The organism is Streptomyces sp. TLI_171 (assembly GCF_003610255.1).
In the GTDB taxonomy this organism is placed as follows: Bacteria; Actinomycetota; Actinomycetes; order Streptomycetales; family Streptomycetaceae; genus Kitasatospora.
Map to the genome: position 1 here is coordinate 1,969,577 of NZ_RAPS01000001.1, position 22,969 is coordinate 1,992,545.

Genomic DNA, 22,969 nt, shown 5'->3' on the forward strand with positions numbered 1-22,969 from the left:
CGACCGCCCGTCAGCCGGTCGGCAGCTCGGCCAGCCGCCGGGCCACGGCTTCGGCGTCCGGTGCGGCGAGGGTGCGGTACAGCGCAAGCGCCGTCCCCAGGTGCTGCCGGGCACGTGCCGGATCGCCGTCGCGTTCGGCCAGTTCGCCGAGCAGGTGCAGGGTGCGCGCCTCCCACAGGGTGGAGCGGGCCGTCCGGAACGCGGCCAGCGCGGCGTCCAGCGTTCGACCGGCCTGCGGCAGGCGGCCCGCGGCCAGGTGGGCCTGTCCGGTCAGCGCGAGCGCCCTGGCCGCCTCGTAGTGATCCCCGAGTTCCGTCAACTCCCGCTCGGCTTGGTCGAGTTGTGCGAGGGCGGCGGGCAGGTCGGCGGCGGCCAGGGCGACTTCGCCGAGCGCGATCCGGGCCAGGGCCACGCCCCGCGGGTGGCCGACCTGCTCACGCAGCCGCAGGGTCTCCTCGAACGCCCGCCGGGCCGAGGCGAGTTCACCTGCCAGCCGGTGCGACTGGCCGATCCCGTACTGGGCGTTGGCCTCGGCCCGCGGGTCCGCCATGGCACGGGCCAGTTCCAGCGCCTCGCCGTACCAGCGGGCCGCCTCGACCGGCCGCCCGGCGTTGCGCAGTCCGTGGCCGCCGGAGGTCAGCATCCGCTGCTCGGCCGCCCGCACGCCGTCGGCGCGGGCCGCGGCCAGTCCCGACTCGTGGGCCTCCACCTGGAGTTCGGCGGCGCGCAGGCGCAGGAAGAGCGGCCACATGGCATCGGCGAGCTGCCAGACCAGGGCGGGCCGCCCGTCCGCGACGGCCGCGCGCAGGGCCGCGGCGAGCTGTCCGCGCTCCGCGTCCAGCCAGCGCAGGGCACTCTCCTCGCCGTCGAACTCCGGCACGTGCCAAGGTGGTTGGTCGTAGTCGCGGGCCAGCGGGCGGCGGCTCGGACTGATCAGCCGCTCGGTGGCGGTGGCCGTGGCCAGCAGGTGTTCGGCGACCCTCCGCGCGGCCGCCCGCCGCTGTTCCGGCGGTTCGCCCTCCGTCCCGCACTCCCGGGCGTGCAGCCGGACCAGGTCGTGGAAGCGGTAGCGGCCGTCGGCGGGCTGCTCCAGCAGGTGTTCGTCGCCCAGCGCGTCCAGCAGCAGGTCGGCCGCGGCGAGCGGCAGTTCGGCGGCCGCGCCCGCCAGGGCCGGCGTGAACTCGGGGACCGGCAGCAGGCCGAGCAGCCGGTACAGCCGGGCGGCGGCCGGCTCCAGTCCCCGGTAGGAGGCGGCCAGCGCGGCGTGCACCGCCCGTTCGCCGTCCAGGCGCAGCGCGTCCAGCCGGTCGGACTCCCGGCTGAGCGCCTCGGCGGTGGCGGCCAGCGGCTGGCGGGGGCGGGCCGCCATCCGGGCGCCGGCCACGCACAGCGCCAGCGGCAGTCCGGCGCAGCGGGCGACCACCTGGTCGGCGGCCGGCGACTCGGCGGCGACCCGGTCCGCGCCGACCCGGCGGGCGAGCAGTTCGGTGGCGGCGGCGCGGTCGATCAGGCCGACCTCGAAGAACCTGGCCACGTCGATGCCGAGCCCGGTGAGCCGGGTGCGGCCGGTCACCACCGTCACCGAGTGGGCGGCGCCCGGCAGCAGCGGGCGGACCTGGGCGGCGGTGGCGGCGCTGTCCAGCAGGACCGCGAACCGGCGGCCGGCGGTGACGGACCGCCAGAGTGCGGCGGCCTCGTGGAGGTCGGCGGGCACGGCCGGCATCGCCAGCGCCCGCAGGAACGCGCCCAGCACCTCTCCCGGGTCGGCCGGGCCGCCGGGGGCGTGTCCGCGCAGGTCGGCGTAGAGCACCCCGTCGGGGAAGTCCCGGGCCCGGGTCCGCAGCCAGCTGCCGGCCAGTGCGCTCTTGCCGATGCCGGGCGGCCCGGTGAGCACCAGGCAGCGGCCGCCCGGCGGCGGCGGCGCGCTCAACTCCGCGTCCAGCGCGGACAGCTCCGCCGCGCGCCCGAGGAGGTGGGCGGGGGCGGGTGGAAGCTGTTGCGGGACCGGAAGCAGCGCCGGAGCGTGCGAATGGATGTGCACGCCCCCCTGGATGTCGCCCGCCTGCAGGGCGACTCCCTCGATCCTGGCCTGGCCGGTGACGGAATTGCGGTGGCCTTCCACGTGCTGATTCCTCCCCTGGGACGATGGCTGCGGCCCGGCGCGGGCTCCGGTACTCCTTCCTGCGGCCGGTCCGTTGCGCTGCGGGGCACGGGCCCGCCCCGCCGTGCAGGCCGGTGCCGGCGCCGCACCCGCCAGGCCCCGCTCGGCACACCTGACGGTCCGTCTGCTCCACTGTTCCGGAGCCCAGTTCACGGCACCGGGAGCGCCGCGTCCACCCGCCCCGAGCACCCCGGCGGCGGCCCGCACACCGCCCTCACGAAGACATGCGCCCTTTACCAGAAACCGGTCGGCAGTGTCGGAACAATGCCGAAAGACGGGCACCCTGGCGTTCCGAGGTGCTATCGCAGCATGCCCGCGCCCGTGCCATGCTCACCTCCTGCGCGACCGAGGAACCCGCGACAGGAGGGGCACCGAGATGATCCACCTGCTGGGAACAGTCGAACTCTCGGCCGCTGGACGGCCGTTGCCGATCAGCTCGCGAAAGGGCCGGACCTTGCTGGCCTGCCTCGCCCTCGACCTGGAACGCCCGCAGTCGGTCACCTCGCTCGCCGACCGGCTCTGGGACGGCGAGCCGCCGCCGAGCGTGGTCAGCACCCTGCACGGCTACCTCTCCAAGCTCCGCAGCGCCCTGCGCCGGGCCAACGAACTCGCCGGCGGCTCCGACGGCCGCCCGATCGAGTTGGTCTCCCGCTCCGGCACCTACGCCCTGCACGCGCAACCCGAGCAGGTGGACTGGCAGTTGTACCACCGGCTGGCCGTCGACGCCCGAGCCCTGGCCGAGGCCGGCGAGGACCGGCAGGCGCTCGCCGTCCTCGACCGGGCCGCTCAGGTCTGGCAGGGCGAACCCCTGGCCGGCCTGCCCGGACTGTGGGCCCAGCAGGTCCGCAGCCAACTGCTGGACCGAAGATTCGCCACCGCACTCACCCGCTTCGAGGTCGAACTCCGGCTCGGCCGCTACGCCGACCTGGTGCCCGACCTGGCCGAACTCGCCGAGCAGCAGCCCTGCAACGAGCAGGTCGCCGCCCACCTGATGGCCGCGCTCTACGGCTGCGGCCGGATCGCCGAGGCCCTCGCCGCCTACCGCCGCATCCGCCGCCGGATGTACGAGGACCTCGCCACCGGCCCCGGGGCCGCCCTGGACCGGCTGCACGACGGGATCCTCCGACGCGAGCAGATCGCCGACCTGATCCGCCGCCCGCCGGGCACGGCCCCCGCTCCGCGCACCGCCCCCGCGGCCCCGCCGGCCCCGGTACCACGGGGGCGCCCCGCACGGCGGCCCTCCACCCTGCTGCCGGCACCCGAACTCTTCGGCCGAGAAGCCGAGTTGGACCTGCTGACCGGCGCCGCCCGGGGTGAGTGGCCGGCCCCGGCCGGCAGTCGCACCGCCGCCCTGCCCGTGGTCGCCCTCAGCGGGCTGCCCGGCAGCGGCAAGACCGCCCTCGCCCTCACCGCCGCCCACCGACTGCTCCCCGACTTCCCCGACGGCGCGTTCCTGCTCCGCCTCGGCGCCCACTCCCCCACCCGGCCCGACACCGGTCCCGAGGCCGCCGCCACCGCCCTGCTGCGCCAGTTCGGCGTCCCCGCGCCCGAGATCCCGCTCGAACCCGACGAACTCCTCGCCCGCTGCCGCGAACTGCTCTCCCAGCACCGCGCCCTCGTCCTGCTCGACGACGCCGCCGGGCCCGACCAGATCGGCCCGCTCCTCCCGGCCGCGCCCACCTGCTTCGTCGTCGTCACGTCCCGCCACCGGATGGCCGAACTCGCCGCCGTCAGCACCGTCCCCCTCGACGCCCTGACCCCCGACGCCGCCGCCACCATGTTCACCCGCCTGATCGGCCCCGATCGCGCCACCGACCCCGCCCACCTCGCCGCCGTCACCCGCCGCTGCGCCCACCTCCCCCTCGCCCTCCACCTGGCCGCCGGGCGGTTCCGCTCCCACCCGTCCTGGGACCTCGCCCACCTCGCGGGACGACTCTCCCGGAACTCGCGGCTCGACGAGCTCAGACACGGGCCGGAGAGCCTGCACGCCGCGCTCGCGGGGTCGTACCAAGACCTCCCGGCCGATCATCAGCTCGCCCTCCGCAGACTGAGCCTGCACCCGGGCGAGGAGTTCGGCCTGCTGACCGCGGCGGTGCTCGTCGACTGCCCCGTGGACCGGGCGGAGCACCTGATCGAGGGCCTGTTGGCGGCGAGCCTGCTGTCCGAGCATTCGGTCGAGAGGTTCAGCTTCCACGAACTGGTTCGCGAGTACGCCGTCACTCGGCAGAGCATCGAGGAAAGCGCGCAAGATCGCACCGCAACCGACCGACGGGTCATCAATTTCCTCACCAGCACCGCTGATTGGGCCGACCGGAAGATCCATCCGCAGCGATTCCGGATGGATCTTCCGTCGTTGTCCCCACTGCTGACGACCGAAGATCCGGTGATCGGACCGGCCTGGCCCGGCCGGCTCTCCCCGAAGGCCTGGCTGGCGACCGAGACGGAAACCCTGACCGCTCTCGAACGGCGACTGCGGGCCGCCGGGGACAGCGAATCGGCGGCCGTGCTCGCCCACTTGATCGCGGCAGAGCTCGACTCCCGCTGCCTGTGGCCGGAGGCCGGCGAGGCGCACCGCGCAGCCGCGGCCCACTGGCGCGCAGCGGGCGCGGACCTCGCCGAGATGCATGCACAACTCGCATTGTCCGGGGCGGAGTTGAAGCTCGCCCGGTACCCGGAGTCGGCCCGGGCGGCCAAGCGCGCGTTGGCCCTCGCGCACGCCGGGGGCGAGCAGCGCGGAGCAGCAGAGGCCTTGGGGCGCCTGGGCGCCCTGCGCTGGCACCAGGGCGACCTGCACGGCGCCCTGGCACTGCAGCGCGAGTCCCGGTCCGTCCTGCGCCAGGTCGGCGACGCCGCCGCGGCCGCCCGGGCGACCGCGAACCTGGGCCTGGTCCAGAGCCAGCTGGGAGACACCCGCGCGGCGATCGACAGCCTCTCCGAGGCGCTGTCCTTCTTCCGCACCGCCGACGAGCAGGCGGTGGCACTGCAGATCACCAACAACATCGGCGGCCTCTATCTGGAAATAGGTGACACAGTGGCCGCGCGGCGGGCTTTCGAAGCCGTCTCGGAGGCAGGCGAAGGAACCATATCGCCGGTCGATCTGGCGGTTTCCCGGGTGAACCTCTCCCGCTTGATGGAGATTCCCCGAGAATTCGACTCGGCGATACGCCTGATCGATTCCTCCGTGGAGGTATTTCGCCGTTCCGGAAGCCTCCGCCAGCAGGCCGACGCGATGAATGCGAAGGGCCTCGCGCTGTTCCGCTCCGGAAATCCGGAATCCGCGATGGAGTTGTTCGCCGAGGCCCACCGGATCGCTTCGGCCATCGGAGCGTCCCGCGAGGCGGTCGACGCACTGAACGGCCTGGCCCGGGTGGAGGAGGTGCGGCCGGGCATCGCCGTCCGAGCGCGCTCGGGTCCGGCCGAAATCTCCCGTGGCACGGCCGGCGGATTCGCCCCCGAGGATGCCCTGGCGCACTACCGGGAAGTGCTCCGGGCCGAGGCCCCGCCGAATCCCGGCCCCGCTTGACAGATCTCGACCGCAATTGAACGTCCGCCCCGGAGAGTTCAGGACGATCCCGAACCGCCACGCCCGCCGTGCCGCCGCCGGTCGGCACATCCGCGAGCTGATGGATTCGATTAGCGACGGCCATCCACTGCCGGATAGAGTCCGCCGCAAAGATCGCTTCTAGTCACGGGAACGCGCGTGTACAACGACATGCCCATGCCCCTCCGTCGTGCGAACCGCAACGGCTCCGCGGACCACCGCCCGGCCTCGGCGCTCCGGACCCCGACGTCCCCCGCCGGACGGCGCGGCACCGGCGGAGCCACCGAGCCCGGTGCGTGCGGGTGGATGGGCATCTGGCTTCTCCTGCCGAGGCTGTAGCCGGCGGCCCGGTCAGACGTTCTGCAGGTCGTCGGCTGGGACGAGGGCGCGCAGGCGTTCGGCGGTGGCGGGGTCGCGCGGGGCGAGGACCACCAGGCGGAGGTTGTCGGGCGCGCCGAGCACCAGGTGGTCCAGCCGGAGGCGGCCGACCTTCTCGTGGACCATGTCCTTCTCGATGCCCGCGCGTTCGCGCACCTGGTGCTCGTCCAGCCAGGCGGCGGCTTCCGGGAAGGACTGCCGGAGCCGTTCGATCAGCGCGGCCAGCCGGGCCGCGGCGGGGTTGCCGTCGCCGCCGCGCTCCGCGTACGCGGCCCGGAGTTCGGCCAGGGTGCGGCGGGCGTGGTGTTCCCAGTCCACCACCCGGCGGCGGTTCGCGCGGTGGGCGAACGCCACCCAGGCGAGGTTGCGCTGCCCCGCCGGGACCAGGGAGAACTCGAACATGGCGTCCGCGGGCCGGTTCCAGGCCCGCACCTCCCAGTCCGGGTCGGTCAGGAACGCCGGGGCGGGGGCCTGCGCCTGCACCAGGCGCAGCAGTGCCGGGGCCACCTCCAGGTCGTCCGAGGGCGGCGCCGGGCGCGGTTGGTGGCCCGCCAGCCGGAACAGGTAGTCGGTCTCGGCGGCGTCCAGCCGCAGCGTCCGCGCCAGTGAACCCAGCACCTCCGGCGAGGGGTTGATCTCCCGGCCCTGTTCCAGCCAGGTGTACCAGGTCACGCCGACGCCGGCGAGCAGCGCCAGTTCCTCCCGCCGCAGCCCCGGTGTCCGTCGGCGCACTCCGGGCGCCAGCCCGACCTGCTCGGGCGTCAGCGCCGCCCGCCGCGCCCGCAGGAATCCCGACAGCGACTCCCGTCGAAAGTCCGTCTCCGCCATGCCGGTCCCCCCTCGTCCTGTCACCGCCACTACCAGTATCGGCACGCACTGCTGAACCCCGCCGCCCGGAGGGAGGGTTGGTGCCGCCGGGCGGAGCGCCCGGCACGACTCCGTGGGAGGAGAACGACGATGAGGCTTCGTCAGGTGCTGGTCGGTGCGGGTGTGGTGACGGCCCTGCTGTCGGGTGCGGCGGTCCCCTCGGGGGCGGCCGCACGCGGGCCGGCGGTGCTGGTCGGGCGCGGGGTGGCGGCCACCCCGGAGGGCGCCGCCTGGGACGCCGTCCACCACCGCTTCCTGGTCGGCTCGATGGTGCACGGCACGGTCTCCGCGGTGCGGCCCGACGGTTCGCTGCGCACCCTGGTCGACGACCCCGCACTGATCACGGTGGTCGGCCTGCACGCCGACCCGGCGCGGGGCCGGGTCCTGGTCGCCAACGCGGACCTCGGCGTCGGCGAACGCACCGGCGCCGCCACGGTGTCCAGGACGGCCGGGCTCGGCGCGTACGACCTGCGGACCGGGCGGCGGACCTTCTACGCCGACCTCGCCGCCGTCGCCGGCGACGGCGGCCCGCACCTCGCGAACGACGTGGCCTTCGCCCCCGACGGCACCGCGTACGTCACCGACACCTACGCCCCGATCGTCTACCGGGTGACCCCGGACGGCGCCGCCTCCGTGCTGGTCCGCGACCCGCGTCTGGCCGCGCCCGCCGGAGCGATCGGGCTGAACGGCATCGTCTGGCAGGACGGCGTGCTGGTGGTCGGCAAGACCGACGACGCCTCGCTCTGGCGTCTGCCGCCCGACCGGCCCGAAGCCCTGTCCCGGATCGACGTGCCGGACGCGGCCGGCCGCTTCACCGGCCTGGACGGCCTGCTGGCCCGACCGGACGGATCCCTGCTGGCCGTCACCAACCGGCTCGGCGGGACCGGCTCCGACGCCCTGCTGACGCTGCGTACGACGGACGGCTGGCACACGGCGCGGACGGCGGCCGTCCGCCCGGTGCCCGACACCGACCCCACCGCGGTCACGGCCGGCCCGGGCAACGGCGTCTGGGTGCTCAGCGCCCGGCTCGACCTGCTGCTCGCGGGCGCCCCTGGAGACGGCTTCACCCTGCGGCGCACCGGCTGAGTTCAGGCCACCGCGGTGGTGCGGCGGGCGAGGGCCGCGGCCTCGGTGTGGCGGGCGAGGACCAGGCGCGCCAGTTCGGGGGCGGCGCCGAGGACCGGGGCGAGGTGGTCGGCGTGCGCGGAGCCGGCCGCGGTGGCGATGCGGTCCGGGAGCAGGCCCGGGGCGAGCAGGTACGGGGCGACGGCGGTGGCGGTGACGGCGGCGTCGTCGCGGAGGGCGGCGAGGGCGTCGGCCACCGTCGGGGTGGTCGCCGAGGCGTAGGCCGTGCTGACGGCCGCCCAGCCGCGGGTGCGCCGCCACTCGGCGGCGACGGCGCGGGTGGTGGCGTTGGCCGCAGGGTCGGAGGAGCCGGCGGCGGCCAGCACCACGCCGGTGCGGGCCCGGACGGCGGGGTCGGCGACGTCCAGGCCGGCTTCGGCGAGGCGGCGGTCGAGGGCGTCGAGCAGGAGGGGGGACGGGCCGAGGACGTCCGCGACGGGGATCGCGGAGCCGGCGGCGCGCAGCGCGGCCGGGATGTCGTGCTTGGCGTGGAAGGCCCGGTTCAGGAGGAGCGGCACGGCGATCGCGTCGGTGAGGCGCGGGGCGACCTGGGCGATCCGCGGGGCGCAGTGGTCCAGGTAGGCCGCGGTGACCGGCAGTTCGGGCACGAGGGCGCGGACCGCGTCGGCGAGCGCCTCGACGGTGGCGGCGTGCCGGGGGTCGCGGGAGCCGTGCGCGAGCAGCAGGAGCGGCGCCGGCGACGGGTGCTGTCCGGCGGCGCGCGGTTCTCCGCGCCCCGGGCGGGGCGCGGAGAACCGGTGGTTCTGACGATCCGTGGTGCGGAAGGACATCGGACTACCGGGAGGTGACCAGGAGGCCGCGGCTGCGCAGGACGCGGCGCTCCAGCGGGGAGAAGAAGAGCAGGTCGATGGCGACGCCGACGAACAGGATCAGGATGATGCCGAGCAGGACGCCGGACATGTTGGAGAACTCGCGCTCGTTCTCCAGGTAGCGGCCGAGGCCGAGACCCAGGTCCGGGGAGGAGGCGATGAGTTCGGCGGCCATCAGCGAGCGCCAGGAGAACGCCCAGCCCTGCTTGAGGCCGGACAGGTAGCCGGGCAGCGCGGCGGGGAGCAGGACGTGGCGGGCGCCGCGCAGGCCGGTCGCGCCGAGGGTCTGGCCGGCCCGGAGGTACAGCGGGGGGACCTGGTCGATGCCGGAGATCAGGCCGTTGGCGATCGAGGGGACGGCGCCGAGCAGGATGACGGCGTACATCGCCGAGTTGTTGATGCCGAGCCAGATGACGGCGGCGGGCACCCAGGCGACCGAGGGCAGCGACTGCAGGCCCGCCAGGACCGGGCCGAGCGCGGCGCGGATCGGCTTGACCTGGGCGACCAGCAGGCCGACCGGGGTGCCGATGAGGACCGAGAGGGCGAAGCCGGAGAGGCCGCGCCAGATGCTGGTCCAGATGATGGAGAACAGCGTCCCGGCGTACCAGAGCTCGGTCAGCGAGTCCCAGACGTCGGCGGGGCTGGGCAGCTTGTCGGGCGTGGTGAGCTTCAGGCTGTAGGCGAGCTGCCAGACGACCAGGACCAGCAGCACGCCGAGGACGGGCGGCAGGACCTTCTGGCGGAGGACCGTCGAGAGCGGGGTGCGCTGCGCCTGGACGGTCTCCAGCGCGTCCAGGCCGGCCTCGACACCGGCGGAGTCGTCGGCAGCCGCGGTGGGCAGGGTGTCAGTGCTGGACATGGCGGCGGATCTCCCCACGCAGTTCTTCGGTGATCTCGATGGACAGATCCGCGACCCCGGCGGACTCGATGCGGCGCGGCTGCGGCAGGTCGATCCGCCACTCCTTGGCGACCCGGCCCGGGCGGGAGGAGAGCAGCACCACGCGCTGGGCGAGGCGGACGGCCTCGCGCACGTTGTGGGTGACGAACAGGACGGCGAGCTGCTTCTCCGCCCAGATCCGGGTGATCTCGTCGTGCAGGACGTCCCGGGTGATGGCGTCGAGCGCGGCGAACGGCTCGTCCATCAGCAGCACCTGGGAGCCCTGGGCGAGCGAGCGGGCCAGCGCGACGCGCTGGCGCATGCCGCCGGACAGCTCGTGGACGCGCTTCTTGTAGGAGCCCTTGAGGCGGACCAGTTCGAGCAGCCGCTCGGCCTCGGGGCGGCGCTCCTCCTTGGGGACGCCGGCCAGGCGCAGCGCGAGTTCGATGTTCTTGCCGGCGGTGAGCCACGGGAACAGCGCGTGGTCCTGGAACATCAGCGCGGGGCGGCCGCCGGGGACCTCGATGGTGCCGGAGGTCGGCTTGTCCAGACCCGCCACCAGGTTGAGCAGGGTGGACTTGCCGCAGCCGGAGGCGCCGAGCAGGGTGACGAACTCGCCGGGTGCGACGGTGAGGTTGATGTCCTCCAGCACCGGCGCGGCGGTGCCGGGGCGGCCGAAGGTCTTGTGCACGTGCGAGATCCGGACGGCGGTGTCGCCGTCCGGGCGGCCCGCGCCGGCGGCGTCGGGCGAGGTGGTCAGTGCCGTGGTCACGGGCACCTCCTGCGGGTGTGGTTCCGGGCAGGGCGGGGATCGGGGGATCCGGGGTCCGGCCCCGCGCCCGCCCGGTGAGTGGGCATCGGGTGGGCGGGCGCGGGGCGCGGACCGCGGGGCCTGGGGGTGTTACTTGGCGCCCAGACCGGCGTCGGCGACGGCGGGCTGGCCCGCGGCCTTCAGGACCTTGTTCAGCAGGGTCAGGTCGTAGATCCCGGCCAGGTTGGGCTTCTTCAGCAGGCCGGCGGTGACGGCGTGGTCGGCCTCGGCCTGCAGGGTGTTCGCCAGCGGGTCGTCCAGGAAGTCGATGTCCTGCCAGGCCGGGTCGAGGACCGCGGCGTCCAGCGCGTTGCCGGCGTCGGCCTTGATCTGCTCGTTGGCGACGGTCTTGGCCTGGTCGGAGTTGGCCTTGATCCAGGCGTTGGTCTTCACCGAGCCGCGCAGCACGGCCTCCACCACGTCGGGGTGCTCGGTGAGGAACTTCTGCGACACGATCAGGTTGGTGATGACGAACTTCTTGTCCGGCCAGACGTCCTTCTCGTTGAGCAGGACCTTCGCGCCGAGCGTGACCAGCTTGGAGGCGGTCGGCTCGGGCACCCAGGCGCCGTCGATGGAGCCGGACTTGTAGGCGTCGGGGGTCACCTTGTTGTCGGTGCGCAGCACCTTGACGTCGCCGTCGCCGGAGTTGGCGTCGACGTGGAAGCCCTTCTCCGCCAGGTAGTTGAGCAGGGCGACGTCCTGGGTGTTGCCGAGCTGCGGGGTGGCGAGCTTCTTGCCCTTGAGGTCGTCCAGGCTCTTGATCTTGTCGGGGTTGACCACCAGCTTGACGCCGCCGGAGGCCGAACCGCCGATGATCCGCAGGGACTTGCCGTCGGACTTGGTGTAGCCGTTGATCGCCGGGGAGGGGCCGATCCAGCCGATGTCGATGGAGCCGGCGTTCAGCGCCTCGATCTCGGCCGGGCCCGCGTTGAAGACCTGGGTCTTGATCTGGGTGCCGCCGAGCTCCTGCTGGAAGATGCCCTGCTTGAGGCCGACCAGCGCGGTGCCGTGGGTGAGGTTGGCGAAGTAGCCGATCTTCACGGTGTCCGCGGACAGCTTGGTCGCGCCGGGCGCCGGGGCGGTGGAGGCCTTGTCGGTGCTCTTGGCGCCGTACGAGCAGGCGGTCAGCAGTGCGGCGGTGGCGGTCAGGGCGACGGCCGCGACGGCGGCGCGTCTGATCCGGCCGGCGTTGGGGCGGAAGAAGGTATGGGTCGGCGTAGTGCTCGGTGCCATGAGAGGTGTCCCGTTCGGAGAGAAGGAGGAAGTAGTCGTGCCTGACCGGGGCCGGCCGGCCGTCGTGCCTGCTGTGGGAAGGCGCGGGGCCGGGCCGGTGACAGGGGATCAGTGCCCCTGCCAGCCCCCACATCGCGTCAGGCCGCCCTGGCCGCTGCCGAGGACGCCGCTGCCGATGCGGCCGCCTTCCTTGTCCATGCCCGAGAACGCCTCGCTGGGCATCAGACCCAGTCCTCCTCTTGGGAAGCGTCGGTGGTGCTGACGGTGTCGAAGGCCTCGCCCGCCATGCCGGCGGTGAGGGTGGTGCCGTCGGCCGGGTCGATCAGGATGAACGAGCCGGTCCGGCGGTTGTCGGTGTAGTCGTCGAGGGCCAGCGGCTCGGCGGTGCGCAGCACCACGTGGCCGATGTCGTTGACGTTCAACCCCTCGGGGGCGGGGCGCTGTTCGAGGCCCCCTTCCTCGATGGGTGCGGTGATGTCGATCCGGTAGGAGATCTCCTTGACCAGCGCGCGCACGGTGCGGGTGGTGTGCTTGAGCAGCACCTTCGCGCCGACGTGCAGCGGACGCTCGTTCAGGTGGCAGACGGTGGCCTGGACGTCCTTGGTGGGGACGGGGGCCGGGCCGCCCGCGATCAGGTCGCCGCGGGAGATGTCGATGTCGTCGGCGAGGCGGACCGTCACCGACTGCGGGGCCCAGGCGATCTCGGTCTGCACGCCGAGCGCGTCGATCGCCGCGACGGTGGTGGTGTGGCCCGAGGGCAGCACCGTCACCCGGTCGCCGACCCGCAGCACGCCGGAGGCCAGCTGGCCCGCGTAGCCGCGGTAGTCGTGGAACTCCTCGCTCTGCGGCCGGATCACGTACTGGACCGGGAAGCGGGCCGGCTCGACGCTCGGGTCGGTGCCGACCGGCACCGTCTCCAGGTGCTCCAGCAGCGTCGGGCCGCCGTACCAGTCCATGTTGGCGGAGGGCTCGACCACGTTGTCGCCGGCCAGCGCCGAGATCGGCACCGCGACGACGTCCTTGACGCCGAGCGAGGCGGCGTAGGCGGTGAACTCCTCGGCGATCCGCGCGAACACCGGCTCGGCGTAGTCGACCAGGTCCATCTTGTTGACGGCGAGGACGACGTGCGGGACGCGCAGCAGGGCGGCGACCGCGGCGTGCCGGCGGGTCTGCTCGACCACGCCGTTGCGGGCGTCGACCAGCACCACGGCGAGTTCGGCGGTGGACGCGCCGGTCACCATGTTGCGGGTGTACTGCACGTGGCCGGGGGTGTCGGCGAGGATGAACCGGCGCCGGGCGGTGGCGAAGTAGCGGTACGCCACGTCGATGGTGATGCCCTGCTCGCGCTCGGCGCGCAGGCCGTCGGTGAGCAGCGCCAGGTCGGGGGCCTCCTGGCCGCGCCGGCGGGAGGCGTGCTCGACGGCCTCCAGCTGGTCGGCCAGCACCGACTTGGAGTCGTGCAGCAGCCGGCCCACCAGGGTGGACTTGCCGTCGTCGACGCTGCCGGCGGTGGCGAAGCGCAACAGCGAGGTGGCGGTGCCGGTCTGGGTCAGGCCGGCTCGGGTGGTGCTCATGCTTAGAAGTACCCCTCGCGCTTGCGGTCTTCCATGGCGGCCTCGGACATCTTGTCGTCGGCGCGCGTCGCCCCTCGTTCGGTGAGGCGGGAGGCGGCGATCTCGGTGATCACGGCCTCGATAGTGTCGGCGTCGGAGTCGACCGCGCCGGTGCAGGACATGTCGCCGACGGTGCGGTAGCGCACCAGCCGGGTCTCGACCGGCTCGTTCGCCTTCGGGCCGCCCCACTCGCCGGCGGTCAGCCACATGCCGTCGCGCTGGAACACCTCGCGGCGGTGGGCGTAGTAGATCTCGGGGAGCTCGATGCCCTCGCGCTCGATGTACTGCCAGACGTCCAGCTCGGTCCAGTTGGACAGCGGGAACACCCGGACGTGCTCGCCGACCGCGTGCCGGCCGTTGTACAGCGACCACAGCTCGGGGCGCTGGCGGCGCGGGTCCCAGGCGCCGAACTCGTCGCGGAGCGAGAAGACGCGCTCCTTGGCGCGGGCCTTCTCCTCGTCGCGGCGGCCGCCGCCGAACACGGCGTCGAACTTGTTGGACTCGATGCCGTCCAGCAGCGGGACGGTCTGCAGCGGGTTGCGCAGCCCGTCGGCGCGCTCCCGGAGCACGCCGCGGTCGATGAAGTCCTGGACGGAGGCGACGTGCAGCCGCAGGTTGTGCTTCGCCACCGCGCGGTCCCGGTACGCCAGGACCTCGGGGAAGTTGTGCCCGGTGTCCACGTGCAGCAGGGCGAACGGCACCGGGGCGGGCGCGAAGGCCTTCAGCGCCAGGTGCAGCATGACGATGGAGTCCTTGCCGCCGGAGAACAGGATCACCGGCCGCTCGAACTCGCCCGCGACCTCGCGGAAGATGTGCACCGACTCGGCCTCCAGCGCGTCCAGGTGGGACAACGCGTACGGGCTGTCCTCGGCCTGCACCAGGCGCTGCGTGGTGACGGTCATGCCAGGCCCCTCTCGGTCAGGAAGGCGTGCAGTTCTGCGGCGGACTCGGACACCGAGCGGCCCTGCGTCTGGATCCGCAGCTCGGGCTTCTCGGGGGCCTCGTAGGGGTCGTCGACGCCGGTCAGGCCGGAGATCTCGCCGGCCGCCTGCTTGGCGTAGAGGCCCTTGACGTCCCGCTCGGAGCAGAGCTCGACGGGCGTGGCGACGTGGATCTCCAGGAACTCGGTGCCGTTGGCGGCGTGCCGCTCGCGGACCGCGGTGCGGGAGTCGGCGAACGGGGCGATCACCGGGGCGAGCACCTTGACGCCGTTGGCGGCCAGCTTCTCGGCGACGAAGCCGATCCGGGTGACGTTGGTGTGCCGGTCCTCGCGGGTGAAGCCGAGTCCCTTGGAGAGGAACTCGCGGATCTCGTCACCGTCCAGCACCTCGACCCGGTGGCCCTCGGCGCGCAGGCGCTCGGCGAGCGCGAACGCGAGGGTGGTCTTGCCCGCGCTGGGCAGGCCGGTCAGCCACACGGTGGCGCCGCGCTCGCGGCCCGCGGCCAGAGTGTCGGCGGTGGTCACGGTGGTTACTCCTGACGGTCGGTGACGGTGGTTCAGGTGGGGGTTGCGGCTCAGAGGTGGATGCCGCACTCGGTCTTGCCGGAGCCCGCCCAGCGGCCCGCCCGGCCCTCCTCGCCCTCGCCGGGCTTGGCGGTGCAGGACAGCGGCGAGCAGCCGATCGAGGTGTAGCCCTCCCACAGCAGCGGGTTCAGCAGCACCCCGTTGGCCTGGACGTACGCGTCGACGTCGGCCTGGGTCCAGCGGGCGATGGGGGCGAGCTTCACCTTGCGGCGCTTCGCGTCCCAGGCCACCACGGGGGTGTTGGCGCGGGACGGCGACTCGTCGCGGCGCAGCCCGGTCGCCCAGGCGTCGTACCCGCCCAGGCCCCGGTTCAGCGGCTCGACCTTGCGCAGCGAGCAGCACAAGTCGGGGTCGCGGTCGTGCAGGTGGGGCCCGTACTGGGCGTCCTGCTCGGCCACGGTGAGCTTCGGGGTCAGCGTGATCACGTTGACCGGCATGGTCGCGGCGACGGCGTCCCGGGTGCCGATGGTCTCGGCGAAGTGGTAGCCGGTGTCCAGGAACACCACGTCCACGCCGGGCAGCGCGGTGGAGGCCAGGTGGGCGACGACCGCGTCCTCCATCGAGGAGGTGACGCAGAAGCGCTTGCCGAAGGTGTCGGCCGCCCACTGCAGGATCTCCTGCGCGGTGGCCTCCTCCAGCTCACGGCCGGCCCGGAGGGCGATCGCCTCGTAGTCAGTCGCGGTCGTCATGTCCGTTACCCCCGTTGGTCGTCGACAGCAGTCCGAGGAACTTCAACTGGAAGCCCCGGCGGCACGCCCGGCATTCCCACGCCCCGTGGCCGCTCTCGGACGGGCGCAGGTCCTCGTCCCCGCAGTACGGGCAGTAGAAAGGCGCGGCGCGCTCGGTCATGACAACTGCTCCTCGGTGGCGCGGACGGTCCACTGGGCGAAGCGCTCGCCGTCCTGACGGTCCGCCTGGTAACGGGTCAGCAGGCGCTCGACGTAGTCGGGCAGTTCGGCGCTGGTGACCTTCAGGCCGCGGATCTTGCGGCCGAAGCCGGCGTCCAGGCCGAGCGCGCCGCCCAGGTGGACCTGGAAGCCCTCCACCTGCTCGCCGTTCTCGTCGGTGACCAGCTGGCCCTTGAGGCCGATGTCGGCGGTCTGGATGCGGGCGCAGGCGTTCGGGCAGCCGTTGATGTTGATGCTCAGCGGCTCGTCGAACTCCGGGAGGCGGCGCTCCAGTTCGTCGATCAGGGACTGGCCGCGGCCCTTGGTCTCGACGATCGCGAGCTTGCAGTACTCGATGCCGGTGCAGGCCATCGTGCCGCGCCGGAACGTCGACGGGGTGACCCGCAGGTCCAGCGCCTCCAGGCCGGCCACCAGGGACTCGACCCGGTCCTCGGCGACGTCCAGGACGATCATCTTCTGCTCGACCGTGGTGGCCAGGCGGCCGGAGCCGTGCTCGGCCGCCAGGTCGGCGATCTGCGCGAGCAGCTTGCCGTTGACCCGGCCGACCCGCGGCGCGAAGCCGACGTAGAAGTTGCCGTCGTTCTGCCGGTGCACGCCGACGTGGTCGCGCCAGCGGTTGCTGGGCTCCTGCGGGCCGGGGCCGTCGACGAGTTCGCGCCCCAGGTACTCGTCCTGCAGCACCTGGCGGAACTTCTCCGGGCCCCAGTCGGCGACCAGGAACTTCAAGCGGGCGCGGTTGCGCAGGCGGCGGTAGCCGTAGTCGCGGAAGATGCCGATCACGCCGGCCCAGACGTCCGGGACCTCCTCCAGCGGCACCCAGGCGCCGAGCCGGACGCCCAGCTTCGGGTTGGTGGAGAGGCCGCCGCCGACCCACAGGTCGAAGCCGGGGCCGTGCTCGGGGTGGACCACGCCGACGAAGGCGACGTCGTTGATCTCGTGGACCACGTCCAGCAGCGGGGATCCGGAGATCGCCGTCTTGAACTTGCGCGGGAGGTTGGAGAACTCCTTGTTGCCGATGTAGCGGCGGTTGATCTCGTCGATCGCCCAGCTGCCGTCGATGATCTCGTCCTCGGCGATGCCCGCGACGGGCGAGCCGATCACCACGCGCGGGCAGTCGCCGCACGCCTCGGTGGTGGACAGGCCGACCGCTTCCAGCTTCTGCCAGATGGACGGGACGTCCTCGATCCGCACCCAGTGGTACTGGACGTTCTGGCGGTCGGTCAGGTCGGCGGTGCCGCGGGCGTACTGCTCGGAGACCTCGCCGATCGCCTTCAGCTGGGCCACCGTCAGCTGCCCGCCGTCGATGCGCACCCGCATCATGAAGTACTCGTCGTCCAGCTCGTGCGGCTCCAGGACGGCGGTCTTGCCGCCGTCGATGCCCTGCTTGCGCTGGGTGTACAGGCCCCACCAGCGCATCCGGCCGCGCAGGTCGTTCGGGTCGATCGAGTCGAAGCCGCGGTGCGCGTAGATCGTCTCAATGCGTGTCCGCACGTTGAGACCGTCGTCGTCCTTCTTGAACTGCTCGTTGCCGTTCAGCGGGGTGAAGTGCCCCATGCCCCACTGGCCCTCGCCGCGGTGGCGGGTCACCTTGCGGGCGGCGGGGCGGGCCGCGGGGGCGGCGCCGGCCTGAGGCTCGACCGTTTCGGGAGTGCGGGCCATGGTGTTCAGTCCTTTGAGCGGCTTGGCAGGTGCGAGGGTGGCGGTCCCCGGACGCGCTCCGCTCCCACCTGCGGATCTCAGCAGGCGGCGGGAGGGGGTGACGCTGGGCCGGGGGTCGGTGCGCGCGCATCCTCGACGGCGGGGATGGGCAGGCAGGGCGCCGGTGTTGGCGGCGTGCGAGGGGGCTCAGGTCACCGGACAGATGGCACTGGACACGCGAAGGAGGTCGACGTGGAGTCGGCCAACTAGGGTGGTTCCGGTGCTAGACATGGCAAGAGATTCGCACGGCGAGCGACTCGCGGTCCACTAACGTCCGCATCCTGGACTCCAGTGTTCCGAATCGCGAGACGAACGGGGAACTCCGGCCGTCCGGGCGCTGCGGGCCGCCGGTTCCGGGCGGCGGCGCGCCGGTCGCGGAGCACGGGCCGATACCGTAGGGGCGTGCAAGCAGCAGGCAGTACCCCCCAGCCGTCCGGCGGGCCCGGAACGACCGGCGGCCGGGCCTCCCGCCGGCGCGGCGGACGGCGCCGCGCCGCCAAGCGAACCAGCTGGTACCACACCCCGTGGGCGCTGGTGAAGGACACCACGAACACCTGCGTCGAGTACCGGGTCACCGGCCTCGCCGCCGAGGCGGCCTTCTTCACTCTGCTGTCCATCCCGCCGCTGCTGCTCTGCCTGGCCGGCACCCTCGGCTACCTCGACGACATCCTCGGCGCGGGCACCATCGACAAGCTGAAGCAGGACATCGTCTCAGCAGCTGGGACGGTGCTCTCATCGAGCTCCGTCGACCAGATCGTCCAGCCCCTGCTGCACGACGTCTTCGACAACGCCCGCCCCGACCTGATCTCGATCGGCTTCCTGCTCTCGCTCTGGTCCGGCTCCCGGGCGCTGTACATCTTCATCGACACCATCACCGTGATGTACGGCCTGGACGGCAAGCGCGGCCTGGTCAAGACCCGGCTGATGTCGCTCGGCCTCTACCTCGGTGCGCTGGTGATCGGCTCGCTGGTGCTGCCGCTGCTGCTGGCCGGGCCCGGCCTGGTGATCGGCGCCTTCCAGGGCTCCGCCGGGGTGGTCAACGCCCTGTACTGGCCCGCCGCGATCCTGCTGCTGATCGTCTTCCTCACCACCCTCTACCACGTGGCCGTCCCGGTCTCCACGCCCTGGCGCGAGGACATCCCCGGCGCGCTGGTCGCCCTGGTCGTCCTGGTGGTGTGCAGCGTCGCCCTGCGGGTCTACCTGATCAGCTCGGTCGAGGGCCACTCCGTCTACGGGCAGCTCGCCGCGCCGGTCGCCGTACTGCTGTGGATCTTCGTGGTGGCGCTGGCGGTGCTGATCGGCGCCGCGATGAACGCCGCGATAGACCGCCGCTGGCCCACCGTCGAGACCGCCGACGCGCGCGCCGAGAACGAGCGCCTGGCCGAGGACGCCGCCGTCCAGCGCGGCCGCGAGGCCGCCGCCCGGCGCGCCGTGGAACGCGCCGAGCGGACCCGCCAGTTCGGCCTCGCCGAGGGCCACGACGAGGACCTGTTCGACGAGGACGACGACGAGCCCGCGCCGAGCGAGTACCCCGAGCGGTGGGCCGGCTTCCTCCCGCACGACGACGTCCGCCGCCGGGTGCGCGCCGTCCGGCGCAGGCCGCCCCGGCCCTGAGGCCGGGACGGTCCGCTACCCCCGGCGCCCGGCCGCCGCCAGCAGCGCGTGCACCAGGGAGGCGGCCAGCGCCGCCGGGTCGGGCGGGTCACCCACCGGACGGAGCGTCAGCGCACCGCCGCGGAACCGGACGTGCACCAGGCCGTCCGCGCCCAGCGTGGCCAGCACCGCGCAGCCCGGGTGGCGGCGCCACACCTCCGCCGCTCCCTCCGGACGCCCGCCGTGCAGCACGTCCGCGAGCCGCCGCACCCGGGCCGGCTCGTCGACCCGCGCCGCCAGGTGCCGGTCGTACCGGACCGGGTCGCCGGGCCCGCCCGGCAGCCGGACCGTCACCGTCACTGCCACCGGCCGCCCCCGAACAGCGGGCCCGGCGGCGGCAGCGGGGGCAGCTCCGGGGCGACGGCCGGCTCGCCCAGGCCCAGCACCCGGTACAGCAGCCGGCGCACCCGGGGCAGGAACTCGCCCGGCTCGGAGGAGATCCGGGCGCCGATCGCCGCGTACGCCTCCGGCCGGTGCACCGCGTCGGCGTACGCCAGCTGCCGGTCCAGCGGGTGCGCCGGGTCCAGGGCCGGAGCGGTCGAGGCAAGCTGCACCCCCGGCGAGCGCGGGTTGACCTCCCGGTGCGGGAAGCGGGCCAGCAGGATCCGGGCCGCGGTGAGCGCCGCGTACAGCGTCACCGAGCCGTGGTCGCCGATGACGTAGTCCGCCGCCACCAGCAGCGGGCGCCAGTCGGTCTCCGGGGTGACCGGCGACACCGCGCCGCCCGACACCCCCGCCACCCACTGGCGGACCTGCCAGCCGCCGTGCCCCGCCGACACGTTCGGATGCACCACCAGCGCGGTGCGGAACCGCCCGGCGGGCAGCTCCCGCACCAGCCGCGGCAGCAGCGCGTCCAGCCGCCCGAACACCGAGTCCGGACCCCAGGTCGAGCAGAGCAGCACCAGCCGCTCCTCCGGGCCCAGCCCGAGCGCCGCCCGGAACTCGGCCCGCCGGGGCAGCGCCGCGGTGATCCGGTCGTGGTCGCCGTCGCCGACCACCTCCGCCACCGGCAGCACCTCCGGGCAGCACCGCTCCAGTTCCGCCAGGTCGGCGCGGTGCGCCAGCGCGTACGCCGCGGCGTTCGGCCGGCCCTGCCACAGCAGGTGGTCACGGCCCAGCCCCGACGCCGCGCGGTCACCGCCCGGCGCCGCGCCCGCGCGGAGCTCGCGCACGCCGGTCACCGACCCGACCGGTGGCAGCGCCCGGGCCAGCTTCAGGTGCCCCGCCCCGTGCGGCAGCCGCACCAGCGGGCCGCGCACCTGCTCGATCCCCCGCGACCCGGCCGCCAGCACCAGGTCGAACTCGGTGGCCACCGCCTGCTCCCACGGCACCACCGTGCCGCCGAGCCCCATCAGGAACGCGGCCACCCCTTCGTTGAACGCGTGCGGCGCGACGGTGAAGACCACCTGCACCCGCAGATCCGAGGCCAGCAGCTCGCACACCTCGCGCAGCCGCTGCCCGTACACCACCGTGTGCACGACCGCCAGCACCCGCTTGCGGTCGAGCAGAGTCGCCCAGGACACGGACTTCCCCCCTTCTCCCCGGCCTCCCACCGGAACGGCGGGCGCCGTGCACCGCCGTCGGGGGAGGGATGTCCGCGCGCGGTGGCGGGAGGACTGGAGAACCCTTGCACTCCTTGCGGAACTCTTGCGTCCTGTCGACTGGCCAACTTCCGGTGTTTCCAGCGGACTTGGTGCTCGTGACCGATCGGCCGGAAATTCGCTGGCGGCCGGGTCGGACGGGCACTAGCGTGGCGTCCGCCGATCGAGGGCACCCCAGGGCGGGGTGTTCGAGGCGCGTCGCAGAAGAGGAGGTGAGGACCGTGAGGCCTGTCCTTGCCGGTGCCGTTCCCCGCGTTCAGAAGTTCACCCGGTCCTGTATCCCCCGGTCTCCGGCCGACCTCTCCTTCCCGGTGTCGCCGCTGCGCTGACGCCGACCGGCCGGGGCCGCCCACCCTCGAAGGGTCACCCCGTTGCACTCCACGCACACCCCTGCCCACCCGCTCGCCGGCCTCGGCTGGACGGACGACCGGGCAGCCGCATTCGCACCGCTCGCCGAAGCAGGCCTGCTCCCCGGGCGGATCGTCCGCATCGACCGCGGCAGCTGCGAGGTGCTGCTCGCCGACCCCGGAACGGGCCGCGCCACCACGCTGCGCGCCGACACCCGGCCGGTGATGAGCGCCGACACCGTCCACAACCCGTGCACCGGGGACTGGGTGGCCGTCGACCCGCACGCCCGCCCCGCCCCCGCCGTCTCGGCGGTGCTGCCCCGCACCACCGCCATCATCCGCAAGGGCGCCCACAAGCGCTCCGAAGGCCAGGTACTGGCCGCCAACGTCGACACCGTGCTGATCGCCGTCTCGCTCGCCGCGGAGCCCGATCTCGGCCGGGTCGAGCGCTTCCTCGCGCTCGCCTGGGAGAGCGGGGCCGAACCGCTGATCGTCCTCACCAAGTGCGACTTGGTCCACGACGGCGACTTCGTCCGGGCGGACGTCGAGGCGGTCGCGCCCGGGGTCACCGTGCTGGCGGTCAGCGCCGAGACCGGCGAGGGCATCGAGGTGCTGCGCGCCCTCACCACCGGCTCCTGCGCCCTGATCGGCCAGTCCGGCGCGGGCAAGTCCACGCTCACCAACGCCCTGGCCGGCGCCCACGCCATGACGGTCCAACAGGTCCGCAGCGCGGACGAGAAGGGCCGCCACACCACCACCACCCGCGAGCTGGTCCCGCTCCGCGGCGGCGGCGCCGTCATCGACACCCCCGGCCTCCGCGGCGTCGGCCTGTTCGGTGGCGAGGGCATCGACCGCGCCTTCGCCGAGATCGAGGAGCTGGCCGCCGAGTGCCGCTTCGACGACTGCTCGCACCGGACCGAGCCGGGCTGCGCCGTGCGCGCCGCCCTGGCCGACGGCACCCTGCCCGAGCGCCGCTGGGACAGCTACCTGAAACTCCAGAAGGAGAACCGCTGGATCGCCTCCCGCACCGACGCGCGGGTGCGCGCCGAGCGCGCCCGGCACTGGAAGACCGTCACCAAGTCCGCCCGCCTCGCCCGCTCCGCCCCCAAGCCCTGACGGCCCGTCGGGCCCTGGATCCGCTCCCCCGACCCCGCCGCCGTCCCCCGCCCGGCGAGACCCGCCGCAGCCGGAACTAGCCGAAGGCTGCCGCGAGTTCGTCCGCGGCGGACGGCAGCGGGGTGGTGAGGGCGACCCAGGAGCCGTCGCGGAAGGACAGGTCGATCCGGCCGCGCTGGGTGACGCCCTTGGCGTTGCGCCGCGCGGCGGTCACCTCGGAACGCGGGAGCTCCAGTTGGAGGGCGTGCTGCTCGGTGAGCTGCCACGGCTTGGCGCGGTCGGCGAGCAGCAGGATCCGCCGGTCGGTGAGGACCAGCAGGGCGCTGCCGTGGGCGCCGTCCTCGTGCAGGCGGATCACCAGCCGGCCGGCGGTGGAGTGCCAGCCGCCGGCCATGCCGGCGCCGTGCCACACCGACTCGGGGACGGCGTCCATCATCCGGTCCTCGACCGCGCCGACGGCGGCGGACGCGGGGTTGACCACCGCGTACGCGCGCCGCAGCAGGCCGAACGGCTTGGCGAGCCTCTGCTCCAGCTCGCCCGGCCGACGGGGCGTCAGCAACTCCTCGGGCGGCCGGGGGATGCCTGGCGCGAGCGAGACCGGCGCGGCGGCCCGGAGCTGCTCGCCGGCGGCGAGGAACGGTGCGGCGAACTGGCGGTCCCGGTCGAGCACGGGAGACTCCTCCAT

At 73.9% G+C, this 22,969-nt stretch carries 20 protein-coding genes; 4 read left to right on the forward strand and 16 right to left on the reverse strand.

Annotated features, from left to right (window positions below; translation table 11 throughout):
• Window positions 1–10 precede the first annotated feature (10 nt).
• On the reverse strand, window positions 11–2,122 hold the full coding sequence (locus BX266_RS08985; RefSeq protein ID WP_099898373.1) for a tetratricopeptide repeat protein: 2,112 nt from the start codon (window positions 2,120–2,122) through the stop codon (window positions 11–13).
• A gap of 415 nt (window positions 2,123–2,537) precedes the next feature.
• On the opposite strand from BX266_RS08985, the gene BX266_RS08990 reads away from it, so the two are divergent.
• Entirely contained in the window at window positions 2,538–5,684 is a 3,147-nt protein-coding gene (locus BX266_RS08990) for an AfsR/SARP family transcriptional regulator (protein WP_099898374.1), read from the forward strand.
• Between the two features lie 369 nt (window positions 5,685–6,053).
• Here the strand turns inward: BX266_RS08990 and BX266_RS09000 are convergent, their stop codons facing one another.
• Entirely contained in the window at window positions 6,054–6,908 is an 855-nt protein-coding gene (locus BX266_RS09000; protein ID WP_099898376.1) for a helix-turn-helix transcriptional regulator, read from the reverse strand.
• 129 nt (window positions 6,909–7,037) lie between these two features.
• On the opposite strand from BX266_RS09000, the gene BX266_RS09005 reads away from it, so the two are divergent.
• Window positions 7,038–8,033: an SMP-30/gluconolactonase/LRE family protein gene (locus tag BX266_RS09005; protein ID WP_107490714.1), complete on the forward strand. Its 996-nt coding sequence runs from the start codon at window positions 7,038–7,040 to the stop codon at window positions 8,031–8,033.
• Window positions 8,034–8,035: 2 nt separating this feature from the next.
• Here BX266_RS09005 and BX266_RS09010 read toward each other — a convergent pair whose 3' ends face one another.
• The 11 genes from BX266_RS09010 to BX266_RS41145 all read right to left on the reverse strand — a co-directional run bounded on the left by BX266_RS09010 (window position 8,036) and on the right by BX266_RS41145 (window position 17,798).
• On the reverse strand, window positions 8,036–8,863 hold the full coding sequence (locus BX266_RS09010; protein ID WP_099898378.1) for a sirohydrochlorin chelatase: 828 nt from the start codon (window positions 8,861–8,863) through the stop codon (window positions 8,036–8,038).
• A gap of 4 nt (window positions 8,864–8,867) precedes the next feature.
• Window positions 8,868–9,761 (reverse strand): ABC transporter permease, encoded by an 894-nt coding sequence (locus BX266_RS09015; protein WP_099898379.1) that lies wholly within the window; start codon window positions 9,759–9,761, stop codon window positions 8,868–8,870.
• Window positions 9,748–10,551, reverse strand: a complete 804-nt coding sequence (locus BX266_RS09020; RefSeq protein WP_099898380.1) for an ABC transporter ATP-binding protein — start codon at window positions 10,549–10,551, stop codon at window positions 9,748–9,750. The genes BX266_RS09015 and BX266_RS09020 overlap by 14 nt, the downstream gene beginning before the upstream one ends.
• Window positions 10,552–10,680: 129 nt before the next feature.
• Complete coding sequence (locus BX266_RS09025) at window positions 10,681–11,823, reverse strand: aliphatic sulfonate ABC transporter substrate-binding protein (protein ID WP_099898381.1); 1,143 nt, start codon at window positions 11,821–11,823, stop codon at window positions 10,681–10,683.
• Between the two features lie 221 nt (window positions 11,824–12,044).
• Window positions 12,045–13,397, reverse strand: a complete 1,353-nt coding sequence (locus BX266_RS09030; protein ID WP_099898382.1) for a sulfate adenylyltransferase subunit 1 — start codon at window positions 13,395–13,397, stop codon at window positions 12,045–12,047.
• Between the two features lie 2 nt (window positions 13,398–13,399).
• Complete coding sequence (gene cysD, locus BX266_RS09035) at window positions 13,400–14,338, reverse strand: sulfate adenylyltransferase subunit CysD (protein ID WP_099898383.1); 939 nt, start codon at window positions 14,336–14,338, stop codon at window positions 13,400–13,402.
• Window positions 14,335–14,901 (reverse strand): adenylyl-sulfate kinase, encoded by a 567-nt coding sequence (gene cysC / locus BX266_RS09040; protein ID WP_099898384.1) that lies wholly within the window; start codon window positions 14,899–14,901, stop codon window positions 14,335–14,337. Before cysC ends, cysD begins: the two co-directional genes overlap by 4 nt.
• A gap of 50 nt (window positions 14,902–14,951) precedes the next feature.
• Window positions 14,952–15,650, reverse strand: a complete 699-nt coding sequence (locus BX266_RS09045; RefSeq protein WP_099898385.1) for a phosphoadenylyl-sulfate reductase — start codon at window positions 15,648–15,650, stop codon at window positions 14,952–14,954.
• Complete coding sequence (locus tag BX266_RS38435) at window positions 15,634–15,810, reverse strand: hypothetical protein (RefSeq protein ID WP_099898386.1); 177 nt, start codon at window positions 15,808–15,810, stop codon at window positions 15,634–15,636. Before BX266_RS38435 ends, BX266_RS09045 begins: the two co-directional genes overlap by 17 nt.
• On the reverse strand, window positions 15,807–17,528 hold the full coding sequence (locus BX266_RS09050; protein ID WP_399169283.1) for a nitrite/sulfite reductase: 1,722 nt from the start codon (window positions 17,526–17,528) through the stop codon (window positions 15,807–15,809). Before BX266_RS09050 ends, BX266_RS38435 begins: the two co-directional genes overlap by 4 nt.
• Before the next feature lie 186 nt (window positions 17,529–17,714).
• Window positions 17,715–17,798 (reverse strand): putative leader peptide, encoded by an 84-nt coding sequence (locus tag BX266_RS41145; RefSeq protein WP_399171244.1) that lies wholly within the window; start codon window positions 17,796–17,798, stop codon window positions 17,715–17,717.
• A gap of 171 nt (window positions 17,799–17,969) precedes the next feature.
• Between BX266_RS41145 and BX266_RS09055 the strand changes: the two genes are divergently transcribed.
• Window positions 17,970–19,181, forward strand: coding sequence for a YihY/virulence factor BrkB family protein (locus BX266_RS09055; RefSeq protein WP_099898387.1), 1,212 nt, complete (start codon window positions 17,970–17,972; stop codon window positions 19,179–19,181).
• 15 nt (window positions 19,182–19,196) lie between these two features.
• On the opposite strand, the gene BX266_RS09060 is transcribed toward BX266_RS09055, so the two are convergent.
• A complete protein-coding gene (locus BX266_RS09060; protein ID WP_143686891.1) occupies window positions 19,197–19,526 on the reverse strand; it encodes a hypothetical protein in 330 nt (109 codons plus the stop codon).
• On the reverse strand, window positions 19,517–20,743 hold the full coding sequence (locus tag BX266_RS09065; protein ID WP_259464618.1) for a hypothetical protein: 1,227 nt from the start codon (window positions 20,741–20,743) through the stop codon (window positions 19,517–19,519). The genes BX266_RS09060 and BX266_RS09065 overlap by 10 nt, the downstream gene beginning before the upstream one ends.
• Before the next feature lie 449 nt (window positions 20,744–21,192).
• Here BX266_RS09065 and rsgA point away from each other — a divergent pair, with 449 nt between their 5' ends.
• A complete protein-coding gene (rsgA, locus tag BX266_RS09070; RefSeq protein WP_099898390.1) occupies window positions 21,193–22,284 on the forward strand; it encodes a ribosome small subunit-dependent GTPase A in 1,092 nt (363 codons plus the stop codon).
• 76 nt (window positions 22,285–22,360) lie between these two features.
• Here the strand turns inward: rsgA and BX266_RS09075 are convergent, their stop codons facing one another.
• The gene (locus BX266_RS09075) at window positions 22,361–22,954 is read right to left on the reverse strand and encodes a hypothetical protein (protein ID WP_099898391.1); all 594 of its coding nucleotides are present in this window, start codon (window positions 22,952–22,954) and stop codon (window positions 22,361–22,363) included.
• Between the last annotated feature and the right edge of the window lie 15 nt (window positions 22,955–22,969).